14 protein-coding genes are annotated in these 18,461 nt (G+C 45.9%); 11 read left to right on the forward strand and 3 right to left on the reverse strand.

The window, feature by feature from the left end:
- Positions 1 to 130: 130 nt before the first annotated feature.
- Entirely contained in the window at positions 131 to 2,908 is a 2,778-nt protein-coding gene (locus AB4503_RS04805) for an insulinase family protein (RefSeq protein WP_017060643.1), read from the reverse strand.
- A gap of 305 nt (positions 2,909 to 3,213) precedes the next feature.
- On the opposite strand from AB4503_RS04805, the gene sixA reads away from it, so the two are divergent.
- Complete coding sequence (gene sixA, locus AB4503_RS04810) at positions 3,214 to 3,678, forward strand: phosphohistidine phosphatase SixA (RefSeq protein WP_017064097.1); 465 nt, start codon at positions 3,214 to 3,216, stop codon at positions 3,676 to 3,678.
- A gap of 111 nt (positions 3,679 to 3,789) precedes the next feature.
- Here the strand turns inward: sixA and smrB are convergent, their stop codons facing one another.
- Positions 3,790 to 4,320, reverse strand: coding sequence for an endonuclease SmrB (smrB, locus tag AB4503_RS04815; protein ID WP_017064096.1), 531 nt, complete (start codon positions 4,318 to 4,320; stop codon positions 3,790 to 3,792).
- A 62-nt stretch (positions 4,321 to 4,382) separates the two neighbouring features.
- Between smrB and prmB the strand changes: the two genes are divergently transcribed.
- From prmB to hflX, 10 genes are all read left to right on the forward strand, one after another.
- A complete protein-coding gene (gene prmB, locus AB4503_RS04820) occupies positions 4,383 to 5,315 on the forward strand; it encodes a 50S ribosomal protein L3 N(5)-glutamine methyltransferase (protein ID WP_017060640.1) in 933 nt (310 codons plus the stop codon).
- A 253-nt stretch (positions 5,316 to 5,568) separates the two neighbouring features.
- Positions 5,569 to 6,210 carry a LysE family translocator gene (locus AB4503_RS04825; protein ID WP_017060639.1) on the forward strand — a complete coding sequence of 214 codons (642 nt, stop codon included), beginning with the start codon at positions 5,569 to 5,571 and terminating at the stop codon, positions 6,208 to 6,210.
- Positions 6,211 to 6,745: 535 nt separating this feature from the next.
- A complete protein-coding gene (locus tag AB4503_RS04830) occupies positions 6,746 to 8,203 on the forward strand; it encodes a protein adenylyltransferase SelO (protein WP_372058342.1) in 1,458 nt (485 codons plus the stop codon).
- Positions 8,204 to 8,362: 159 nt separating this feature from the next.
- A complete protein-coding gene (locus tag AB4503_RS04835) occupies positions 8,363 to 9,091 on the forward strand; it encodes a response regulator (protein WP_017060637.1) in 729 nt (242 codons plus the stop codon).
- A gap of 45 nt (positions 9,092 to 9,136) precedes the next feature.
- Positions 9,137 to 10,582, forward strand: coding sequence for an ATP-binding protein (locus tag AB4503_RS04840; protein WP_372113798.1), 1,446 nt, complete (start codon positions 9,137 to 9,139; stop codon positions 10,580 to 10,582).
- A gap of 111 nt (positions 10,583 to 10,693) precedes the next feature.
- The gene (locus AB4503_RS04845; protein ID WP_017060635.1) at positions 10,694 to 11,941 is read left to right on the forward strand and encodes an ABC transporter substrate-binding protein; all 1,248 of its coding nucleotides are present in this window, start codon (positions 10,694 to 10,696) and stop codon (positions 11,939 to 11,941) included.
- A gap of 181 nt (positions 11,942 to 12,122) precedes the next feature.
- Positions 12,123 to 13,061, forward strand: coding sequence for a carbohydrate ABC transporter permease (locus AB4503_RS04850; RefSeq protein WP_017060634.1), 939 nt, complete (start codon positions 12,123 to 12,125; stop codon positions 13,059 to 13,061).
- Positions 13,058 to 13,915 carry a carbohydrate ABC transporter permease gene (locus AB4503_RS04855; RefSeq protein WP_009848502.1) on the forward strand — a complete coding sequence of 286 codons (858 nt, stop codon included), beginning with the start codon at positions 13,058 to 13,060 and terminating at the stop codon, positions 13,913 to 13,915. Before AB4503_RS04850 ends, AB4503_RS04855 begins: the two co-directional genes overlap by 4 nt.
- A 6-nt stretch (positions 13,916 to 13,921) precedes the next feature.
- Positions 13,922 to 15,034, forward strand: coding sequence for an ABC transporter ATP-binding protein (locus AB4503_RS04860; RefSeq protein WP_017066148.1), 1,113 nt, complete (start codon positions 13,922 to 13,924; stop codon positions 15,032 to 15,034).
- A 269-nt stretch (positions 15,035 to 15,303) separates the two neighbouring features.
- Positions 15,304 to 16,671 (forward strand): GTPase HflX, encoded by a 1,368-nt coding sequence (gene hflX, locus AB4503_RS04865; protein ID WP_017071725.1) that lies wholly within the window; start codon positions 15,304 to 15,306, stop codon positions 16,669 to 16,671.
- 113 nt (positions 16,672 to 16,784) lie between these two features.
- Here hflX and pfaD read toward each other — a convergent pair whose 3' ends face one another.
- Positions 16,785 to 18,422 (reverse strand): eicosapentaenoate synthase subunit PfaD, encoded by a 1,638-nt coding sequence (gene pfaD, locus AB4503_RS04870; RefSeq protein ID WP_372113800.1) that lies wholly within the window; start codon positions 18,420 to 18,422, stop codon positions 16,785 to 16,787.
- Positions 18,423 to 18,461: the final 39 nt, after the last annotated feature.

An 18,461-nucleotide genomic window follows, 5' to 3' on the forward strand; every position in this document is an offset into this window, starting at 1 on the left:
CACGTCAATCAAAACTACCGTCATCTCCTAAAGCGACGAAGGAGCGTAATAGGAGATCTGCTTTTGGACTGCATCCAATAAAAAAGGTTGATGCTTTCACATCAACCTTATGATTTTCATTCCAGCTTTATCAGCCTAGCTCAGTATCTTTCGGGCGTAACTGAAACTCATCAATAGAGCCAATTTCAACACCTGCTGACAGCTTCTCTTCCTCATTATGAGCATTACCGTGAGCATGCATAATCAGGCGATTTGCCGTGCGTGGTTTTAGCTGGCTAACCACAAAACGCATCATGTCTGAGCGAGTTAACCCCTTAAGGTCTTCCAATACGCGCTCTCTCTGGTTGAATTCAACATCCTTATTGCCTATCGCAACCCATAAGCGCTGAGCTCGCCCTCGCAAAGTCGTATCTGGTGTCGAAATCTGATTCCAGAGACCGCGCTTACTGCTGTGCCATTGATAGTCGTTAAGCTCCAACAGCACCATGTAAAAGGCATTGAGGAACTCATCTATTGAAGCTAACAAGTCAGCAGGGGCGGCATTCGGTGATTGCACATACAACACAATACCAGGGTGTCGGTTGAGCGGCATATTGCCAGTACCGACCATGTAACCTAGCTGCTGCTTGGTTCGTATCTCATGGAAGAAAGTGGCCGACATCAAATGGTTTGCCAATGAATACAGCGCGATATTTTTAGGTGAAATATCAGGGCATTGGTAATAAACCACAATTGCTGAATCATCTTGGTTACACACCACTTCACGTTGGAAGCTGCCGTTTTCACCGAGCATGATGAGCGGACGCAGTGATTCTTCGTAAGCCTGATCTTGAACACGCAGTGCATCTTTTAGCGTTTCAGCCATCTTGTGTGCATCGGCTTTTTTCCAGTCGCCATACACAAACATCTCAACATGAAGTTCCGCCAAGATTGCTTGAACAAAAGAGGAGAGCTCATCGACCTCTATCGTTTCTAGGGCTTCAATTAACACGGAATAAGGCGGGTTATTTGGTTGAAGTATCCCAGTCATTGCATTAAACAACTGCGAAATAGGGCGATCTTGCGACGCGTTGTTCCAGTTTCTGAGCAATTGATGCTTGATGGTTTCGAAGCGTGTTGGACTAAAGTCGCGTGCTTGGAAACGTTCAAGAATCATATTGAGCAGTTGTGGCTGTTTCTCGCTAAACCCGGACAGAGTGAGCGTTACACCGCCCTGATGGGTGTACATGTTGTAGCCCATTCCGGCGATTTCAGCCTGATACGTATCTTTTTCGAGTGAGTCTAAGAACATTTCTACACACAAGCGTGTTTTAACGATATTTCTTGGGCTAGCGACTGAGTGCGGGCTATCGATAGCAACATACACCACACCTTTTGGCACCCGGAATTGATGGTCTTGCAGATGCCATAGCTTAAAGCCATCGAGCTCTTCTAACAGTTGTGGGAACTTAGCGTCACCTTCGAGTTCAGTCGGGTCTAGATCGTAGCAAATAAACGGGTTTTTGCTTGGGAGTTCAAACTGCCAACCGGGGTTAATGCACGTAAAGCACTGAACTTGTTCAGCGCTAAAAGGTGTGACCGAGTAGGGCGTAAAGTACCACTTCGCTTCCCTGTCATACTCGAATCCCTGAGCAACAATGGTTGCCCGCATGTTGTCGACGGTTAAGTAAGGCAGCAAAGCGCGCTGTAATTCGTCATCGAAATGCGACATTTTGTAATCGCCATACACCACATCTTGCTCTTGGTAGTGCTGCATGTTGATGACGAGGTGGCTGACGACATCAAGCGGTCTTGCTGGCTCTTGAAAGCGGAAAGCAGACTCTAAAACGGCGCGTTTTTCTAGGTAGCGCCACTCTTCTATGCCTTGTTGTTCGACTAACTTGATGTACTGAAATATCGCTTGGATGATGTTATCGGTTTTGGTTAAACCTTCTATGGTCAATGAGCAACTGACTGTGAAATCACGGTAGTTACTGCCACTCGCGCCACCACCTGCAGAGAGAGATGTTATCCAGCCTTTCTCTTTGAGTTGCATCATCAAACTGCCTTCACCTTCGTAACCTAAAAGGTGGGCAAAGAACGACAAAGGCTTAACGCCGTAGTGTTCGTCCATGCTTGGCATCGGGAAGGTTAAGATCAGTTTGCGCACTTCTTTAATCGGCTCAACGCGGACTTGTACACCCGTACTTAACTCGCCGACAATCGGAACTTCAACCTTTTTGCCTTGTAGGTTGTGATTGGTGATTGAGCTAAAGCGATCCTCAACCCAGCTTTGCATCTCATCTAACGACTGATTGCCAGACAGTGTCAGTGTCATCAAGTCAGCAGAGTATTGTTGCTGGTGGAAAGCCAAGATCTCTTGTCGAATCGTCTCGCCGTTTCTGTCACCCAACGTATCGATATTACCGACAGAAAACTTCGAGAATGGGTGATTGTGATTCACCAGTTCTTTGGTAACTTGGTACAAGCGTCGTGAGTCGTCGTTGAGTTTCATCTTGTATTCGGAGTCAACGGCTTGGCGTTCTTTGTCTAACGCTTCTTCGTTGAAAAGGGGAGCGGTAAAAAATTGGCTGAAGCGATCGAGTGCGGTTTCAAAGGCATTCAATTCAACATCAAAAAAGAAGCAGGTGTGCTCTGTTCCTGTCCAAGCGTTGTTGCTACCGCCATGCTGGCTGATAAAACTTTGGAACTCTCCGACCTTTGGATACTTTTCAGTTCCCAAAAATAGCATATGCTCTAAGTAGTGAGCTAAACCCTCTCGGTCTGTAGGGTCATCAAAATGCCCCACATTGACGGCTAATGCGGCTGCTGCTTTTTGAGCATTTTGATCCTGAACTAACAGTACACGTAACCCGTTATTTAAGGTTATGTAGCGGTATTGATGTTCATCATTTGGGCTTAAGTGCACAGGAGCATCTCCAGAGAAGGTGGTTTTTAAATTATGTACCCGATGATTCGGCGTGCAAACCTTGTGATCATATTTTGGGATATGAAGTGCTTTTTGGCGATTTCTAAATCACTTTTATCGATTTTTATCAGTAATTTATTTTCTTTTAACAAGATTGTTAAGAAAGTCGAACTCTTTGGCAAGTGACTTGATATAATTATTTATATTGACTGCGGTTTCTCTGGATTGAGAGCCAAACCTAAGTAGCGTTTCGCTGATATATGGGATATATCGACTTTCGACATGTTACGAAGACAGGATTGAACATGAAAATATTCATTATGCGCCACGGTGAAGCAGAACATTTTGCCAACTCGGATGCAGAAAGAGCGTTGACCAAGCGCGGGAAAATGGCTTCTCTTGCCGTGGCACAAGCTGCAAATGAGCAGGGGATTAGTCAATTCGATAAAGTGCTGGTGAGCCCATATTTAAGGGCACAAGAAACGTGGTTAGAGATCTCTCAGGCGTTTTCTGGAAAGAAAGTAGAAACCTGTGATGATATTACGCCTTATGGAATGTCCGACGATGTGTTTGATTTGACCTTAGCAATGGCTGAAGTAGAAAAACTAGAGACCATTTTATTTGTTTCTCATTTACCTCTAGTTGGCTACCTAACTGCAGAGTTTGCAACAGGCATGGCGCCGCCTATGTTTCCCACTTCGGGCCTAGCGTGTATCGACTTCAACCTTGAGACACAAAAAGGTGAGTTGCTTTGGAACATCAATCCATAAGCTCGTTGAGCTCTGTTTGATGACAAAGTTGCAGACAATTAGAAAGGGCATCTCAATATGATTGGGATGCCCTTTGTTGTTTTTTGGTGAGAGAGAGTTTGTTAACCAGAATTACTTCTCAGGAACCGAAAGCAAGACTAACAGCGCGCCATTGCCGCCAAACTCTAACGGCGCTTGGTGGAAAGCCATCACGTCTGGGTGCTGTGCTAACCACAAAGGCACCTTCTGTTTAAGGATGTGTTTACCGATACCGTGTTGAACGCAAGCACACGCCACGCTCTCTTTCACGCAGTGCGCAATCATCGCGCCAAGCTCACGTTTGGCTTCTTGTTGAGTCATACCATGCATATCGAGATACACGTCAGGCACGTAGACACCACGACGGAGGCGCTTGACCTCATATTTAGAGACATCATCACGCGCATAACGCGTCGGACCGTCTTCGCTAAGATGCGGAATGAACTCATCCGAGAAATAAAACTCGCTATCACTGGCTTGTCTTGCCGTTCGAGTAATTTCTTTTTGCTTGGCATTTCTTTTTGGCTGCTGGACTATGGTATCCTGTTGCAACTTTTTAACGCCCTTTACTGCATCGTTGAACAGGGCGAAATCGTCATCGAAGTCGGTGTCTTTTTTGCTCATCAGGTTATGAATTCTAATTAGAAACGTAATTAGCAGTATTGTAGCGCTTTTCGGAGACAATTTTGGATAAGATTTTTGTAGAAGAAGCGGTATCAGAACTACACACGCTTCAAGATGTGATTCGTTGGACTGTTAGCCGCTTTAACGCAGCGGGCCTATTTTATGGTCACGGCACTGATAACGCGTGGGATGAGGCAGTACAACTTATCTTACCTACTCTTTATCTGCCGATTGATGTTCCTTCGCATGTGATGAACTCTCGTCTAACGAGCAGCGAACGTCTACGTATTGTTGAGCGCGTAATCAAGCGTATTAATGATCGTACACCAACGGCTTACCTAACCAACAAAGCTTGGTTCTGTGGTCTTGAGTTCTTCGTTGATGAGCGCGTTCTTGTGCCTCGTTCTCCAATTGGTGAGCTGATCGAAGCTCAATTCCAACCTTGGTTAACTGAAGAGCCAACTCGCATCATGGATATGTGTACGGGTAGTGGTTGTATCGCTATTGCTTGTGCTCACGCATTCCCAGACGCTGAAGTAGATGCGATTGATATCTCTACTGACGCATTGCAAGTTGCAGAGCAGAACGTTCAAGATCACGGCATGGAGCAGCAAGTGTTCCCAATCCGTTCAGATCTTTTCCGTGATTTGCCAAAAGAGAAATACAACCTGATCGTATCTAACCCACCTTACGTGGACGAAGAAGATATGAACAGCCTGCCAGATGAGTTTACTCACGAGCCAGAACTTGGCCTAGCAGCGGGTACAGACGGTCTGAAATTGGTTCGTCGCATCTTAGCTAATGCACCAGACTACCTAACTGACGACGGTATTCTTATCTGTGAAGTTGGTAACTCAATGGTTCATATGATGGATCAGTACCCAGAGATTCCATTCACTTGGATTGAATTCTCTAACGGTGGTCATGGCGTATTCATGATCACTCGTGAGCAGCTTGTTGCTTGCGCTGATGAGTTCTCTATCTACAAAGACTAGGTTTCAATTATTAGGTTAGTGCCCCTATCTTAGGGCTGTAAGCTTAGAACCTGACATCTAGTAAGACGTTCGATTTGAAACGTTTTTATTTAAACGCCATGCAGCAATGCATGGCGTTTTTTATTGCCTAGATTAAAGATGTTTGCATTTATATCGAAGACGTTAAGCGCAATATTTAGTTGATTAATATGAGGGCTTATTACATATTGGTGTTTAATATTTAGTCGTTTTAGTGAGTTAAGGAGGATTCACGATGAGCTTTGATACATGGATTTATTATTTATTAGCGGTGCTAATTTTAACGGCATCACCAGGCCCAAGTTCTTTATTGTGCATGACCAAAGGTGTGCAATCTGGCTTTAAATTATCGATATTTACTGCCTTGGGGAGCTTAACTGCGATTACTGGTATTTTAACTTTATCGTTTACCGGGCTAGGGGTAATTATTGCTTCGTCTGAAGTGGTATTTAATGTCATAAAATGGACTGGTGCAGCTTATCTGATCTTCCTCGGTTGGAAGTCTCTGCGCTCTAGCCAACAAGATTATGACAAGTTATCGGATCAACAAGGCGGTGCTCAATCTGTCAAAGAAAGCGCTGCGCAGCATTACTTAAGTGGCTTTATTGTTGGCGCGAGTAACCCCAAAGCTATCTTGTTTTTTACTGCACTTTTCCCACAGTTTATTGATCCCTCAATTGCGCTATTACCACAGTTTACCGTGTTTGCTTTTACCTTCGCAGTGATGGAATTGTCTTGGTTATTGGTGTATGCCTACTTGGGGGCGAAGTCGTCAAATTGGTTGTTTGCGAAAGGTCGAGCCAAGGTCTTTAATCGTGTCACTGGAGGTGTCTTTATTGGGGCTGGCGCACTGCTTTCGACGACCAGTCGAGCATAACTTTCTGTTTTATCAGAGAGGTGAATGGTTACAGAATATTCTTGATGCTGTCATAAAAGGTTAATATTAATGTGCTTGCTGATTTTGGCGAAAAGCCGATATATTGTAGTTACACCATCACGTTCTCAAGGAGAGACATATGCAGCATCAAGAAATGATTCAACACAGTAACTTTGGCGTAATCAGTCGTACTTGGATTTTCTCTACCCTTTCTCTAGTGGGTATTCTTGCTCTAATGTAGTCAGCTTCATGGCTCTATAGTTTTAGTTTTTATTATGAAATCACTTGTTAAAAAGTCTTCAAAGTCAGAACTCTTTCTCTTATAAATGTGGCTTTTCTCATCAGGCTAGCCACTTAACTTTTTCTTAGTCATCTTCTTCTAGCAAGCATCCCCCAGTAATTTACTCCTAGTCACCACTTTCTTCTTGTGGAATGGTTTATCACCTTACCTCTATAAACAAGCGCCATCGCACTTCTGAAGTTGTTACGAAACTGTGATAATCTTAAGTTATCTTTTATCTACAGTGTATCTCTCATGTCTGTCTGGGATTCTATTTCATTTAACAATCGATTTACTGCATTACCTCGACTGTTCTATACCCCAATTCAACCTACACCGCTCAGCAATGTCCAATGGCTCGCATGGAATCATAAGCTTGCGGATGAACTCGGTTTTTTGTCATTTGATGATGCTTCCGAGGAATTGCTTGAAACGTTATCTGGCAATGTTGAACCTGAGCAGTTTTCGCCTGTAGCAATGAAATACGCAGGCCACCAGTTTGGTTCTTATAACCCGGATTTAGGTGATGGAAGAGGGCTGTTATTAGCTCAAATTGTCGCGAAAAGTGGCGAAACGTTCGATTTACACCTTAAAGGTGCCGGTAAAACGCCCTATTCACGTATGGGCGATGGACGCGCTGTTATTCGATCAACCGTTCGTGAGTACTTATGTAGCGAAGCGATGGCAGGGCTCAATATCCCAACCACTCGCGCGTTGGCTATGATGACCAGCGACACACCGGTATATCGAGAGAAGCAAGAGTGGGGCGCATTGTTGGTGCGTGCTGCCGAATCACACATCCGTTTCGGTCACTTTGAACATCTGTTTTATACCAATCAGTTGGCTGAGCATAAGTTGCTGGCCGATAAAGTCATTGAATGGCACTTCCCTGAGTGTCTCGATGAAGAGAAACCCTACGCTGCTATGTTTAATCAGATTGTTGACCGTACCGCGGAGATGATTGCGTTGTGGCAAGCGAATGGTTTTGCTCATGGCGTGATGAACACCGATAACATGTCGATCATCGGGCAAACTTTCGATTATGGTCCGTTCGCGTTTCTTGATGAATATGACCCAAGATTGATCTGTAATCACTCGGATTACCAAGGTCGTTATGCTTTTAATCAGCAACCTAGAATTGGATTGTGGAACCTGTCAGCTCTGGCTCATTCTCTGTCACCGCTGGTGGAGAAAGCTGATTTAGAAGCAGCGTTAGAACAGTATGAGCCACAAATGAACGGCTATTTCAGCCAGTTGATGCGCCGTAAGTTAGGGTTGCTAGCAAAACACGAAGGCGACAGCCGTTTGTTTGAATCTATGTTCGAGCTGATGTCGCAAAACAAAGTCGACTACCCAAGGTTCTTTAGAACGCTATCGAACCTAGACACCTTGTCGCCACAAGAAGTGATTGATCTGATAATTGATCGAGAGGCAGCAAAACTGTGGGTAGATAACTACTTACAACGCTGCGAATTGGAAGATAGCTCAGTGGTCGAGCGCTGCGAAAATATGAGACAGGTAAACCCGAAATACATCCTCAGAAACTACCTAGCTCAGCTAGCGATAGACAAAGCAGAGCGCGGTGATAGCAGCGATATTGACGCTTTGATGGTGGTACTGGCAGACCCTTATGCGGAACACCCGGATTATGAATACCTTGCGGCTCTACCTCCTGAGTGGGGTAAAGCCATGGAGATCAGCTGCTCTTCATAACCAACCAATAGCGGATTAAGCCCTAAAGATTCAGATAGAGGTCACTAAGTTGTGATCTTTATCTGTTTGTTCTTCTAACTTTACAAACATGTCAATAATCAAACAATCGGCCAGCCTATACACTATGTGAATAAGTTGTAAATTTAATAGGTTTGGGCGATGCCAACAAATACTCGAATTCTCGTGGTGGATGATGATCAAGAAATCCGCGAGCTGCTGGAAGAGTACCTCACAAAATCTGGTTTCGATGTTTCTTCTGTGGGAGATGGTGTTGAACTAGAAGCTCATCTGCAAAACCAAGGTTATCCAGATCTGATTCTGCTTGATGTGATGCTACCCGGTGACGATGGTTTTACCTTGTGTCAACGCGTCCGTAAGCAATCGAATGTGCCTATCATCATGCTGACTGCCGTATCGGATGAAACCGACCAAATTATCGGCTTGGAAATTGGTGCTGATGATTACATTGCCAAGCCGTTTAGCCCTCGTCAGTTAATGGCGCGTATCAAAGCGTTGTTGCGCCGCGTTCAAGTGGTGGATGACAAGACAAGTGATGCATTGCCAAAACAGATTGTTTTTGGTGATTGGACGCTTGATACGTTAGCGCATCGAATTTCCCACAATGAAAACTCGGAAGAGATGGATTTGTCGGGCAGTGATTTTTCTCTGTTGATGTTGTTCTTAACTCGCCCTAACGAAGTTCTCGACCGTGACACTATCTCATTCGCGACCAGAGGCCGTGAAGCGTTGCCTTTTGAGCGAGGCATTGATGTGCAGCTTAGTCGTCTGAGAAGCCGATTGGGCGACAGCGGCAAGTATCCTCACTACATCAAAACCATGCGCGGTAATGGCTATATCCTCGCTGTGCCTGTTCAGTATGAACACTGATAATCAAGTGATGTTAATGAGCACCTCGGCAATGAAGTATTTCCTATGAACGGGTTGAGTTGGTTGAAACCAAATTCGTTAGTCGCAAGAACCTTATTGTTGACGCTGTTAGCCGTGGTGATAGCTCAAGGTATCGCAACGTCTATTTGGTATAGCGAATCCAAACACAAAGAACTGGAGGGGATTCGTTCTGCCTCTTCAAGCATGGCCAATATGTTTGCCTCGACGGTGACTTTCTTCCAGTCTCTGCCCGTTAAATATCGCCATATCGTGTTGGATCAAATCCGCAATATGGGCGGTACGCGCTTCTTCGTTTCTTTCAATAAAGAGGTGTTGATTGTCGAACCGATCCCTGATACCCGTTTAAAAACCGCCTCGATTGAAGCGATAGAAAGTGTTTTGAGTAGCAAGCTCAATAAAGTCGAATCAGTGCGGGTTGATTTCTCTCGCCCTGAACATCTTCGTTTGCTTAAAAATGACATCTACTTGAGCGATCTCCCACGATCGTGGGCACATCATACTTTAACGTTAGAACCGCTGAATCCACCCATTCTGGTTGTACAAATCGAATTGACCAGTCACGAATGGGTATACATTGCGGCATTGTTGCCTGCTCCATATGTGAAACTCGACGATACGATTCTTGGCAGAGAGCAGGTGATCTTCTTAGTTTCTTCAACGCTTATTCTGCTGGTTCTAACTTACTTGATGATTCGTCGCCAAGTGCGTCCTCTGAAAAAGTTAGCAAGAGCAGCTAATGAGATGAGTATGGACATTCAGCAACCCCAACTGAAAGAAGAAGGGGCGACTGAACTGGTCACCGCAACCCGAGCCTTTAATCGCATGCAGCAACGGATTCGTCGCTATGTTGCCGACCGAGAGCACCTTTTTTCTGCGATCTCCCATGACTTAAAGACACCAATAACACGTCTAAGATTGCGTGCAGAGTTGTTGGAGAGTGAAGTAAAGAAAGACAAATTCAATAAAGATCTCGATGAGCTCGAGATGATGGTCAAAGGTGCTTTGCAAGCGGTAAGAGACACCGATCTACACGAGAATAATGCCATTATTGACCTCAATGAAATGGTGCTCTCTGTGATTGAATCTCATAACCAGTACCAAACAAAGGTAGAGTTCGAGCCGGTCGTCATTGAGCCATTGGTCGCGAAACCACTGGCGATTAAGCGTGTACTGACTAACTTAATCGACAACGCAGTTAAGTATGGTTCATCTGCCGTAGTGGAAGTTAGTGGTGATGAGCTTTGGGTGGTCGTGACTATTCAAGACCGTGGTAATGGCATTCCAGAAGACAAACTAGAGATGGTCTTTGAACCTTACTTTAGGCTTGCAACCGACGACCAAGGACACGGACTTGGCCTCGGGATCTGCCGAAATATCCTGCACGGACACGGCGGAGATCTCATTATTCGCAACTCCTCTCAAGGCGGCTTAGAAGCCAAAGTCTATATCCCCACAGGCTTAGAAGTGTAATGTAACAATTGTGTTACACAGGGCTTACCTTTTGTTTCAATCTTATCAATCAGAATAAGTAGACTCTTTATTGAACCGGACGTCGAGTCCGCTAAAACATGGAAGATAATAATGAAAATCAATAAAACCCTACTTACTCTATCTCTTCTTGCTGCCTCAACATTTTCTCAAGCTGGTGAAGTGGAAGTGCTTCACTGGTGGACTGCCGGTGGCGAAGCGAAATCCGCAGCGGTACTGAAAGAGATGATTGAAGAACAAGGCCATACTTGGAAAGATTTTGCTGTTGCTGGTGGCGGCGGTGAAAGTGCGATGACTGTTTTGAAAACTCGAGCAGTATCGGGCAATCCTCCATCTGCCGCGCAGATTAAAGGTCATGATATTCAAGAGTGGGGTGGTTTAGGTTTTCTGACGTCTCTCGATGCGACTGCTAAACAAGAACAATGGGATGAGTTACTGCCAGAGGTGGTGACTAAAGTGATGAAGTGGGATGGCGAATATGTCGCAGTTCCTGTCAACGTTCACCGTGTTAACTGGCTTTGGGCTAACCCTGTTGTTTTAGAAAAATCAGGCGTGACGGTTCCAACTACGTTAGATGAGTTCTTTGTTGCCGCAGACAAGATTAAAGCGGCTGGCTTCATTCCACTGGCTCACGGTGGTCAACCTTGGCAAGACGCGACGGTATTCGAAGCTGTAGCACTTGATGTACTAGGCAGTGAAGATTACAACAAAGCGTTCGTTGATCTGGATATGGACGTATTATCGGGCGACAAGATGGTGGAAGTGTTCACCAAGTTCAAAAAGATGCGTGACTACATCGACAGCAACTCGCCAGGTCGTGATTGGAACGTCGCAACTTCAATGGTTATCAATGGCGAAGCCGCGATGCAAATCATGGGTGACTGGGCGAAAGGTGAGTTTACTGCGGCAGGTAAAGTGCCGGGTAAAGATTACATCTGTGCACCAGCACCGGGCACTGATGGCCAATTCACTTTCAACATCGATAGCTTTGCGTTCTTTGAGCTGAGTGACAAAGAGAACCAAAAAGCGCAGCAAGACCTAGCGAAAACCATTCTTACCAAAGATTTCCAAGAAGTCTTCAACCTTAACAAGGGTTCTATCCCTGTACGTCTAGATATGGACATGTCTAAGTTCGACCAATGTGCGTTGGATTCAATGGCAACCTTCAAAGCGAGTGCGAAATCTGGCGATCTTGTTCCGAGTATGGCTCACGGCCTAGCGACAACAAGCTACGCTCAAGGCGCGATTTACGACGTGGTAACCAACTTCTTCAACGAAAAAGATGCCGATCCAAAACAAGCGGCGGCTAAGTTAGCGAAAGCTGTGAAAGCGGCTATCTAATATAACTTGATAAGCGACACACAACGCACGTGAGTGACGGGTTGTGTTGCTTTACCAAACCCCCAGGGTGGGTAGGCTCGTAGGGAGCCTATCTACTCTTCACTCCCAATTCTGATATGCGTGATGCTGATGTGGTGCCGAAAGGTAAGCCATTGGCTCGATTGTGCAACAAGGATAAGTTATGGAGCATGTTTTGACTGAGTCGACTCCAAAACCCACAAGGAGCCAGCCTGCGCCCAAGCCTAGCTTTGCTGACAGGTTGCAACATTGGTTACCCAAGATTGTACTGGCGCCGACCGCGTTAGTGACCGTGGTGTGTATCTACGGCTATATATTCTGGACGGCGGCGCTGTCGTTTACGAATTCTCGATTTTTACCGAGCTTCAACTTTGTTGGTTTAGCTCAATATGAAAAGCTGATGGACAACGATCGCTGGATCACCTCAATCACCAACCTCGGTGTGTTTGGTTTTCTGTTCATGGCGATTGCTATCTTGTTGGGTGTGGGTTTGGCGGTATTGCTTGACCAGAACATCCGTCAAGAAGGCGCGATTCGTACCATTTATTTATACCCAATGGCCTTGTCATTCATCGTGACGGGTACCGCTTGGAAATGGATTCTCAATCCGGGTCTTGGCATTGAAAAACTGATGCAAGATTGGGGCTTTACTGACTTCAAATTCGATTGGTTAGTCGACTCTGAAATGTCGGTCTATACCTTGGTTATCGCAGCTCTTTGGCAGTCGTCAGGCTTCGTGATGGCGATGTTCTTAGCCGGTCTGCGTGGCATTGATTCTTCAATCATCAAAGCCGCTCAAATTGATGGGGCAAGCTTACCCACTATTTATCTGAAAATCATTCTACCTTGCTTGCGCCCTGTGGTTTTCAGCGCGGTGATCATCACCTCACACATTGCGATTAAGAGTTTCGACCTTGTGACCGCGATGACAGCGGGTGGCCCAGGTTATTCATCGGATCTTCCTGCGCTATTCATGTACGCACACTCATTTACGCGTGGACAAATCGGCCTTGGTGCTGCCAGTGCCATGATGATGCTTGCTGGTATCTTAGCGATTCTCGTGCCTTATCTTTACTCTGAACTTAGGGAGAAAAAGTCATGATGAATAACATCAATTTTGCTCGAATCTTTATTTATTCAGCACTGCTTTTCTTCTGCTTGGTGTATCTAATGCCATTGTTTGTCATGGCGCTGACCTCATTCAAAACTCTGCCAGACATTAAGGCAGGTAACTTGATGAGCTTACCGAAAGAGTGGGTGTTTGATGCTTGGTATAAAGCGTGGGACACCGCCTGTACGGGCGTGAAATGTGAAGGCATCAAAGGCTACTTCTGGAACTCGTTCCAAATGGTGATTCCTGCGGTTGCGATTTCAACATTGCTCGGTGCATTCAATGGTTATGTAGTGACGAAATGGCAATTCCGAGGCTCGAATCTGTTCTTCAGCTTACTGTTGTTTGGTTGCTTCATTCCGTTCCAAGTGGTGCTACTACCAATGGCAACCATGCTCGGCAAGATGGGGCTAGCGAACACAACCATCGGCTTGGTGATTGTGCACGTTATCTACGGCATGGCGTTTACGACCCTGTTTTTCCGTAACTTCTATATCTCGATTCCTGATGAATTGATCAAAGCGGCAAAACTGGATGGTGCAGGCTTCTTTACCATTTTCTTCAAGATCTTATTACCGATCTCAACGCCAATCATCATGGTGACGGTGATCTGGCAGTTCACCGCAATCTGGAATGATTTCTTGTTCGGGGTGGTGTATTCGGGCTCAGAAACTCAGCCGATCACCGTGGCATTAAACAACCTAGTCAACACCAGCACGGGCGTTAAAGAATACAACGTTGATATGGCTGCCGCGATCATCGCCGCGCTGCCAACGCTGTTGGTGTATGTCTTCGCAGGAAAATATTTTGTTCGTGGCCTAACGGCAGGATCAGTAAAAGGATAATTACCCATGGCAACATTAGATTTAAAACAGATCCGTAAAACCTATCGCAACGCGGACAACGAAACGTTAAAGGGCATCGACATCAGTATCGATTCGGGGGAGTTCTTGATACTTGTCGGCCCTTCGGGGTGTGGAAAATCCACCCTAATGAACACCATTGCTGGGCTAGAAAATATTAGCTCGGGTGAAATCGTGATTGATGGTGTTGACGTGGCCCAGGTTGAACCTAAAGACCGCGACATCGCGATGGTATTCCAGTCGTACGCACTTTACCCAAACATGACGGTACGCGGCAATATCGCCTTCGGCTTGAAGATCCGCAAGATGCCACAAGACGAAATCGACGCAGAAGTGAATCGCGTCGCTGAAATGCTACAAATCGAACAACTGCTTGATCGTAAACCATCGCAGCTATCTGGTGGTCAGCGTCAACGTGTCGCTATGGGGCGCGCTTTGGCGCGTCGTCCTAAGCTGTATCTGTTCGATGAGCCGCTTTCTAACTTGGATGCCAAGCTACGTGTCGAGATGCGACACCAGATCAAACGTCTGCACCAAAAGCTGAACACCACCATTGTCTACGTGACCCATGACCAAATCGAGGCGATGACCTTGGCTGACCGTATTGCGGTGATGAAAGATGGTGAACTGCAGCAACTCGGTACGCCGCAAGAGATCTACACCAAGCCAAATAACATGTTCGTGGCGGGCTTTATGGGTTCACCATCTATGAACTTCATTAAGACCATGGTGGATTTGGATGATGAGCAGAATCCGATCATCAAAGTAACGGGTACAGCTGAGCAAGAGCACCACATTCGATTACCACAAAGCATGCGTGAGCAAGATGGCAAAGAAGTGGTGATTGGCCTGCGCCCTGAACATATTACCGAGCAGGAAAGTGAAGATGTGTCGGCAACGACCAAGCTAGACTTGCAGTTAGAAGTGCTAGAACCAACAGGGCCAGATACGATTGCGATGGTGAAAGTGAACGACCAAGAAGTGGCATGTCGCTTGTCGCCAGAATTTGAAGTGTCAGTTGGGCAAATGGCGCCGCTGCATTTTGACTTATCAAAGGCGGTATTCTTTGATGCTCAGACTGAAGCGAGAATTGATTTTTAGTTTTTGAGACAGTAGCTCAATGAGAGTCTAAGCTTAAGCAAAGGCAGTATCACTAATTACTAATAAGTAACGTGATGCTGTCTTTTTTGTGTTTTAGCCTGTTTTATTTCCTCACGAAAACAGAGGGATAAACGAGATAAATGGATTAACTGCAATAATATCGCTAATTAGCCTCCGTTAGCTCTATAAAGCTGACCGAGAACAGCGTAGGATCGCGCTACTTTAGACCAAATATTAGGTTGCACATTAGTGCATAAACAGAAGAATACATGAAACTAACAGCAAAACCCTCAGCTAGTAACGCTTTACTTATTTCTATTACGACACCGGACTTCAAAGGTGACGAAGCAAAAGAGTCTCTTGCCGAACTTGCTCGCTTAGTAACAACCCTAGGGTTTAAAGTGGTCGGTACACAATCACAGCACCACAGTTCAACACAACGACAAAACGTGTTGGGCGCAGGTAAGCTTGCAGAAATTGCACACTTAACCGGTTACCAAGGTTCGATTGAAGAAGCCGAAGATGAAGATTTTATCGATGAGTCTTTTGATTTTCGTGCTGGTATCGATGAGTTAGATTTTGATGATCTTCCATCTGAAGACGTGGAGTTTGGTACTGCTGACGTAGTGGTATTCGACTGTGATTTGAGCCCATCTCAACTGCGTAATGTAGAAGCTCACTTGGGTGTCGAGGTGTTTGACCGTACTGGTATCATCATTGAGATCTTCAGCCGTCATGCTCGTACTCGTACCGCACGTCTGCAAGTTGAAATCGCTCGACTAAACTACCTAGTGCCTCGACTGCGTGAGACGGCCGACGGTGATAAAGAGCGTCAAATGGGTCAGGGTGCAGGGGAAACTTCACTAGAGCTAGACCGCCGTAAAGTACGTGACCAAATTGCTGCACTTAAGCGTGAGCTGGTTAGCGTACAAGACGAAATGAAGAACCGACGCACTCAGCGTTCGGAGCTTTTCACTGTTGCTCTAGTTGGTTACACCAACGCGGGTAAATCTTCGATGATGCGTGCAATGACCGCAACAGAAGTGAGTGGTGAAGACAAGCTATTCGCGACCTTAGATACCACGGTTCGTGCACTTCAGCCGATCACTCAGCCGCGTATCTTAGTGTCAGATACGGTGGGTTTCATCAAGAAACTGCCACACGATCTGGTTGCTTCATTCCACTCAACACTAGCAGAAGCGCATGATGCTTCATTACTGCTTTATGTGGTTGATGCTTCTGATGTTTCATTCCGCGCACAGCTTGATGTGGTACACGAAGTATTAGCGCAAGTGGGCGTTGAAGGCAGCGAAAAACTATTGGTACTGAACAAGTGCGATAGATTGAGCGAAGAAGAACAGTTAGAGCTGATTGAAGAATTCCCAGATGCAATGCTGACCTCGACTCGTGACCCGCTCGATATCACCAAACTACACAAGTACATTGTGGGTGTGGCTGAACAAGGCATGATCGAAGAAGAGATCACGATTCCTTATTCTGGACAAGGCATTATCGGTGAGATTCGCTCAAACATGAGTGTGGTGAAGGAAGAATACGACTACGAATGCATCAAGCTTACTGTACGCTCAAGTGCAATTGATTTAGCGCGCTTGAAAAAGCGTATGCAGAAGTCTTAATTTTGTAGCGAGCCTGGCAAGAACAACCAAAAGAAAAGCGACCCGATAAGGTCGCTTTTTTGTTTCCTGTCGCTGAGTAATTAGTTACTCGTCAACCAGTCCATTTAGGTCATTTACGCCATTCTTTGAGTTGGCTTCCATCGTGCTAGTTCTGGATCAAGCTTGATGCCTTGCGAAGTCAGCAGGTTAACACGAGCTAAGTAGGCAGCACCGTGCATCAGATGCTTAGCAAGATCAACCGCATTACGCTGTTGGTAATCATCTAGGTAGCTGTCTTTTGCCCATGCGTTGAATGCGCCAAGTGCAGGGCCTGCCCATACTTGGTAATCCATTTCACGACCTTGTTCACCTGTGTTTGACCAACGGCTAGAAAGCCCTAAGTACCAACGGAAGATCAGTGCCATTTTACGTTTAGGATTGCCTTCAGCTCGCTCAATCTGTTTTGGATCGCGCTCGTTAAAGTGCGCCACAGTCCCTGCCCAAATGTCATCCAGTGTTGAACGGAAGACTTGCTTCTCAAGTTTCAGACGCTCTTCTACTGGAATCGCTTCAATTGAGTCGTAGCGAGTGTATAGCTCATAAAGTTTGTTGGCACGCATTGGGAACAAGGTGCCGCGCTTAACCACTTGCAGTTTCACGCCCATTTCGAACATGTCTGCTGCCGGAGCCATAGTCACGTCAGCCATTTCGGTTGTCGAAAGCAGCTTACGAGTGTGTTCGCTCGCGCCAGCCTCAACACACGCTTGGTTGATAGAGCCGGTAACAATGTATGCCGCACCCATGTTAAACGTCGCTAGAGCAGCGTCAGGCGTACCTACGCCACCACCACAACCGACACGTAGCGGAGTTTTGAATTGGTACTGTGCTTGGATTTGCTCTTTCAGTGCAAGAATCGTTGGCAGTAAGGTAACCAGTGGACGGTTATCGGTATGACCACCAGAATCGGCTTCTGCAGTAATGTCATCAGCCATAGGAACCAGCTGTGCCAGTTCCATCTGTTCTGCTGTGATTCGGCCTTCATCAACCAAAGCTTGCAGCATTTTAGCTGGAGCTGGTTGCATGAACTTACTCGCGACTTCAGTACGGCTTACCTTAGCAATAACCTTGTTGCCAATCTGAATCTCACCTTGTGCATCGCGGCTAAGGCCAGCGGCACGGTAGTGAACGATTTGCGGTGTTAAACCTAAGAATGCTGAAGCCTCAACGGTTTTCACTTTGTGCTTCAAAAATAGTTCAACACTGCCGCGCTCTAGCGCGGGTTCGCTTGGGCTGTGAATCAGGTTAAACGCATAAGGACCGTTTGGCAGTGCTGCTTGAATACGGTTGATCGCTTGCTCAACGCGAGACGGGATTAAGCCCGCCGCGCCAAATGAACAAAGAATGCCAGCTTGGCCAAGCGCAATCACCAACTCTTCAGATGAAATGCCGTTTGCCATTGCGCCCGCATAGTAAGCGTATTTCACGCCGTGACAGCGACGAAAATCTTCGTCGCCTAGGCTTTGTGTACCAAGAGCAGGAGCAAAGGCGCTAACTGGTTGGTTGTTCGCTGAACTTGCTGAATCACCCGATGCAATCTCTGCTTGTTGGCTAACACCTAACCCTTTTTCTGGGTGGTTCACTACGTAACAAGCAAGGCTTAAATCTTTCAAAATTGTCGACATTGCCGCGTTATCAAAGTGAGTTGTGTTCTCTTCAATCTGCCAAGGCCACGGAGATAGCTTTTCGTTATTGATAGTGGTTTGAGTTGTCATAATTAATTCTTTCCTAGTTCTCTGTCTCTGTCTCTGTCA

Origin of the sequence: Vibrio sp. 10N.222.55.B11 (assembly GCF_041473705.1) — a bacterium.
Classification (GTDB): domain Bacteria; phylum Pseudomonadota; class Gammaproteobacteria; order Enterobacterales; family Vibrionaceae; genus Vibrio; species Vibrio crassostreae_C.

What these genes read in the sequence shown, in the direction of transcription:
- sixA (WP_017064097.1), top strand. Translation starts at nt 3,214, where the DNA reads ATGAAAATATTCATTATGCGCCACGGTGAAGCAGAACATTTTGCCAAC.
- smrB (WP_017064096.1), bottom strand. Translation starts at nt 4,320, where the DNA reads ATGAGCAAAAAAGACACCGACTTCGATGACGATTTCGCCCTGTTCAAC.
- AB4503_RS04825 (WP_017060639.1), top strand. Translation starts at nt 5,569, where the DNA reads ATGAGCTTTGATACATGGATTTATTATTTATTAGCGGTGCTAATTTTA.
- AB4503_RS04830 (WP_372058342.1), top strand. Translation starts at nt 6,746, where the DNA reads ATGTCTGTCTGGGATTCTATTTCATTTAACAATCGATTTACTGCATTA.
- AB4503_RS04835 (WP_017060637.1), top strand. Translation starts at nt 8,363, where the DNA reads ATGCCAACAAATACTCGAATTCTCGTGGTGGATGATGATCAAGAAATC.
- AB4503_RS04840 (WP_372113798.1), top strand. Translation starts at nt 9,137, where the DNA reads ATGAACGGGTTGAGTTGGTTGAAACCAAATTCGTTAGTCGCAAGAACC.
- AB4503_RS04845 (WP_017060635.1), top strand. Translation starts at nt 10,694, where the DNA reads ATGAAAATCAATAAAACCCTACTTACTCTATCTCTTCTTGCTGCCTCA.
- AB4503_RS04850 (WP_017060634.1), top strand. Translation starts at nt 12,123, where the DNA reads ATGGAGCATGTTTTGACTGAGTCGACTCCAAAACCCACAAGGAGCCAG.
- AB4503_RS04855 (WP_009848502.1), top strand. Translation starts at nt 13,058, where the DNA reads ATGATGAATAACATCAATTTTGCTCGAATCTTTATTTATTCAGCACTG.
- AB4503_RS04860 (WP_017066148.1), top strand. Translation starts at nt 13,922, where the DNA reads ATGGCAACATTAGATTTAAAACAGATCCGTAAAACCTATCGCAACGCG.
- hflX (WP_017071725.1), top strand. Translation starts at nt 15,304, where the DNA reads ATGAAACTAACAGCAAAACCCTCAGCTAGTAACGCTTTACTTATTTCT.
- pfaD (WP_372113800.1), bottom strand. Translation starts at nt 18,422, where the DNA reads ATGACAACTCAAACCACTATCAATAACGAAAAGCTATCTCCGTGGCCT.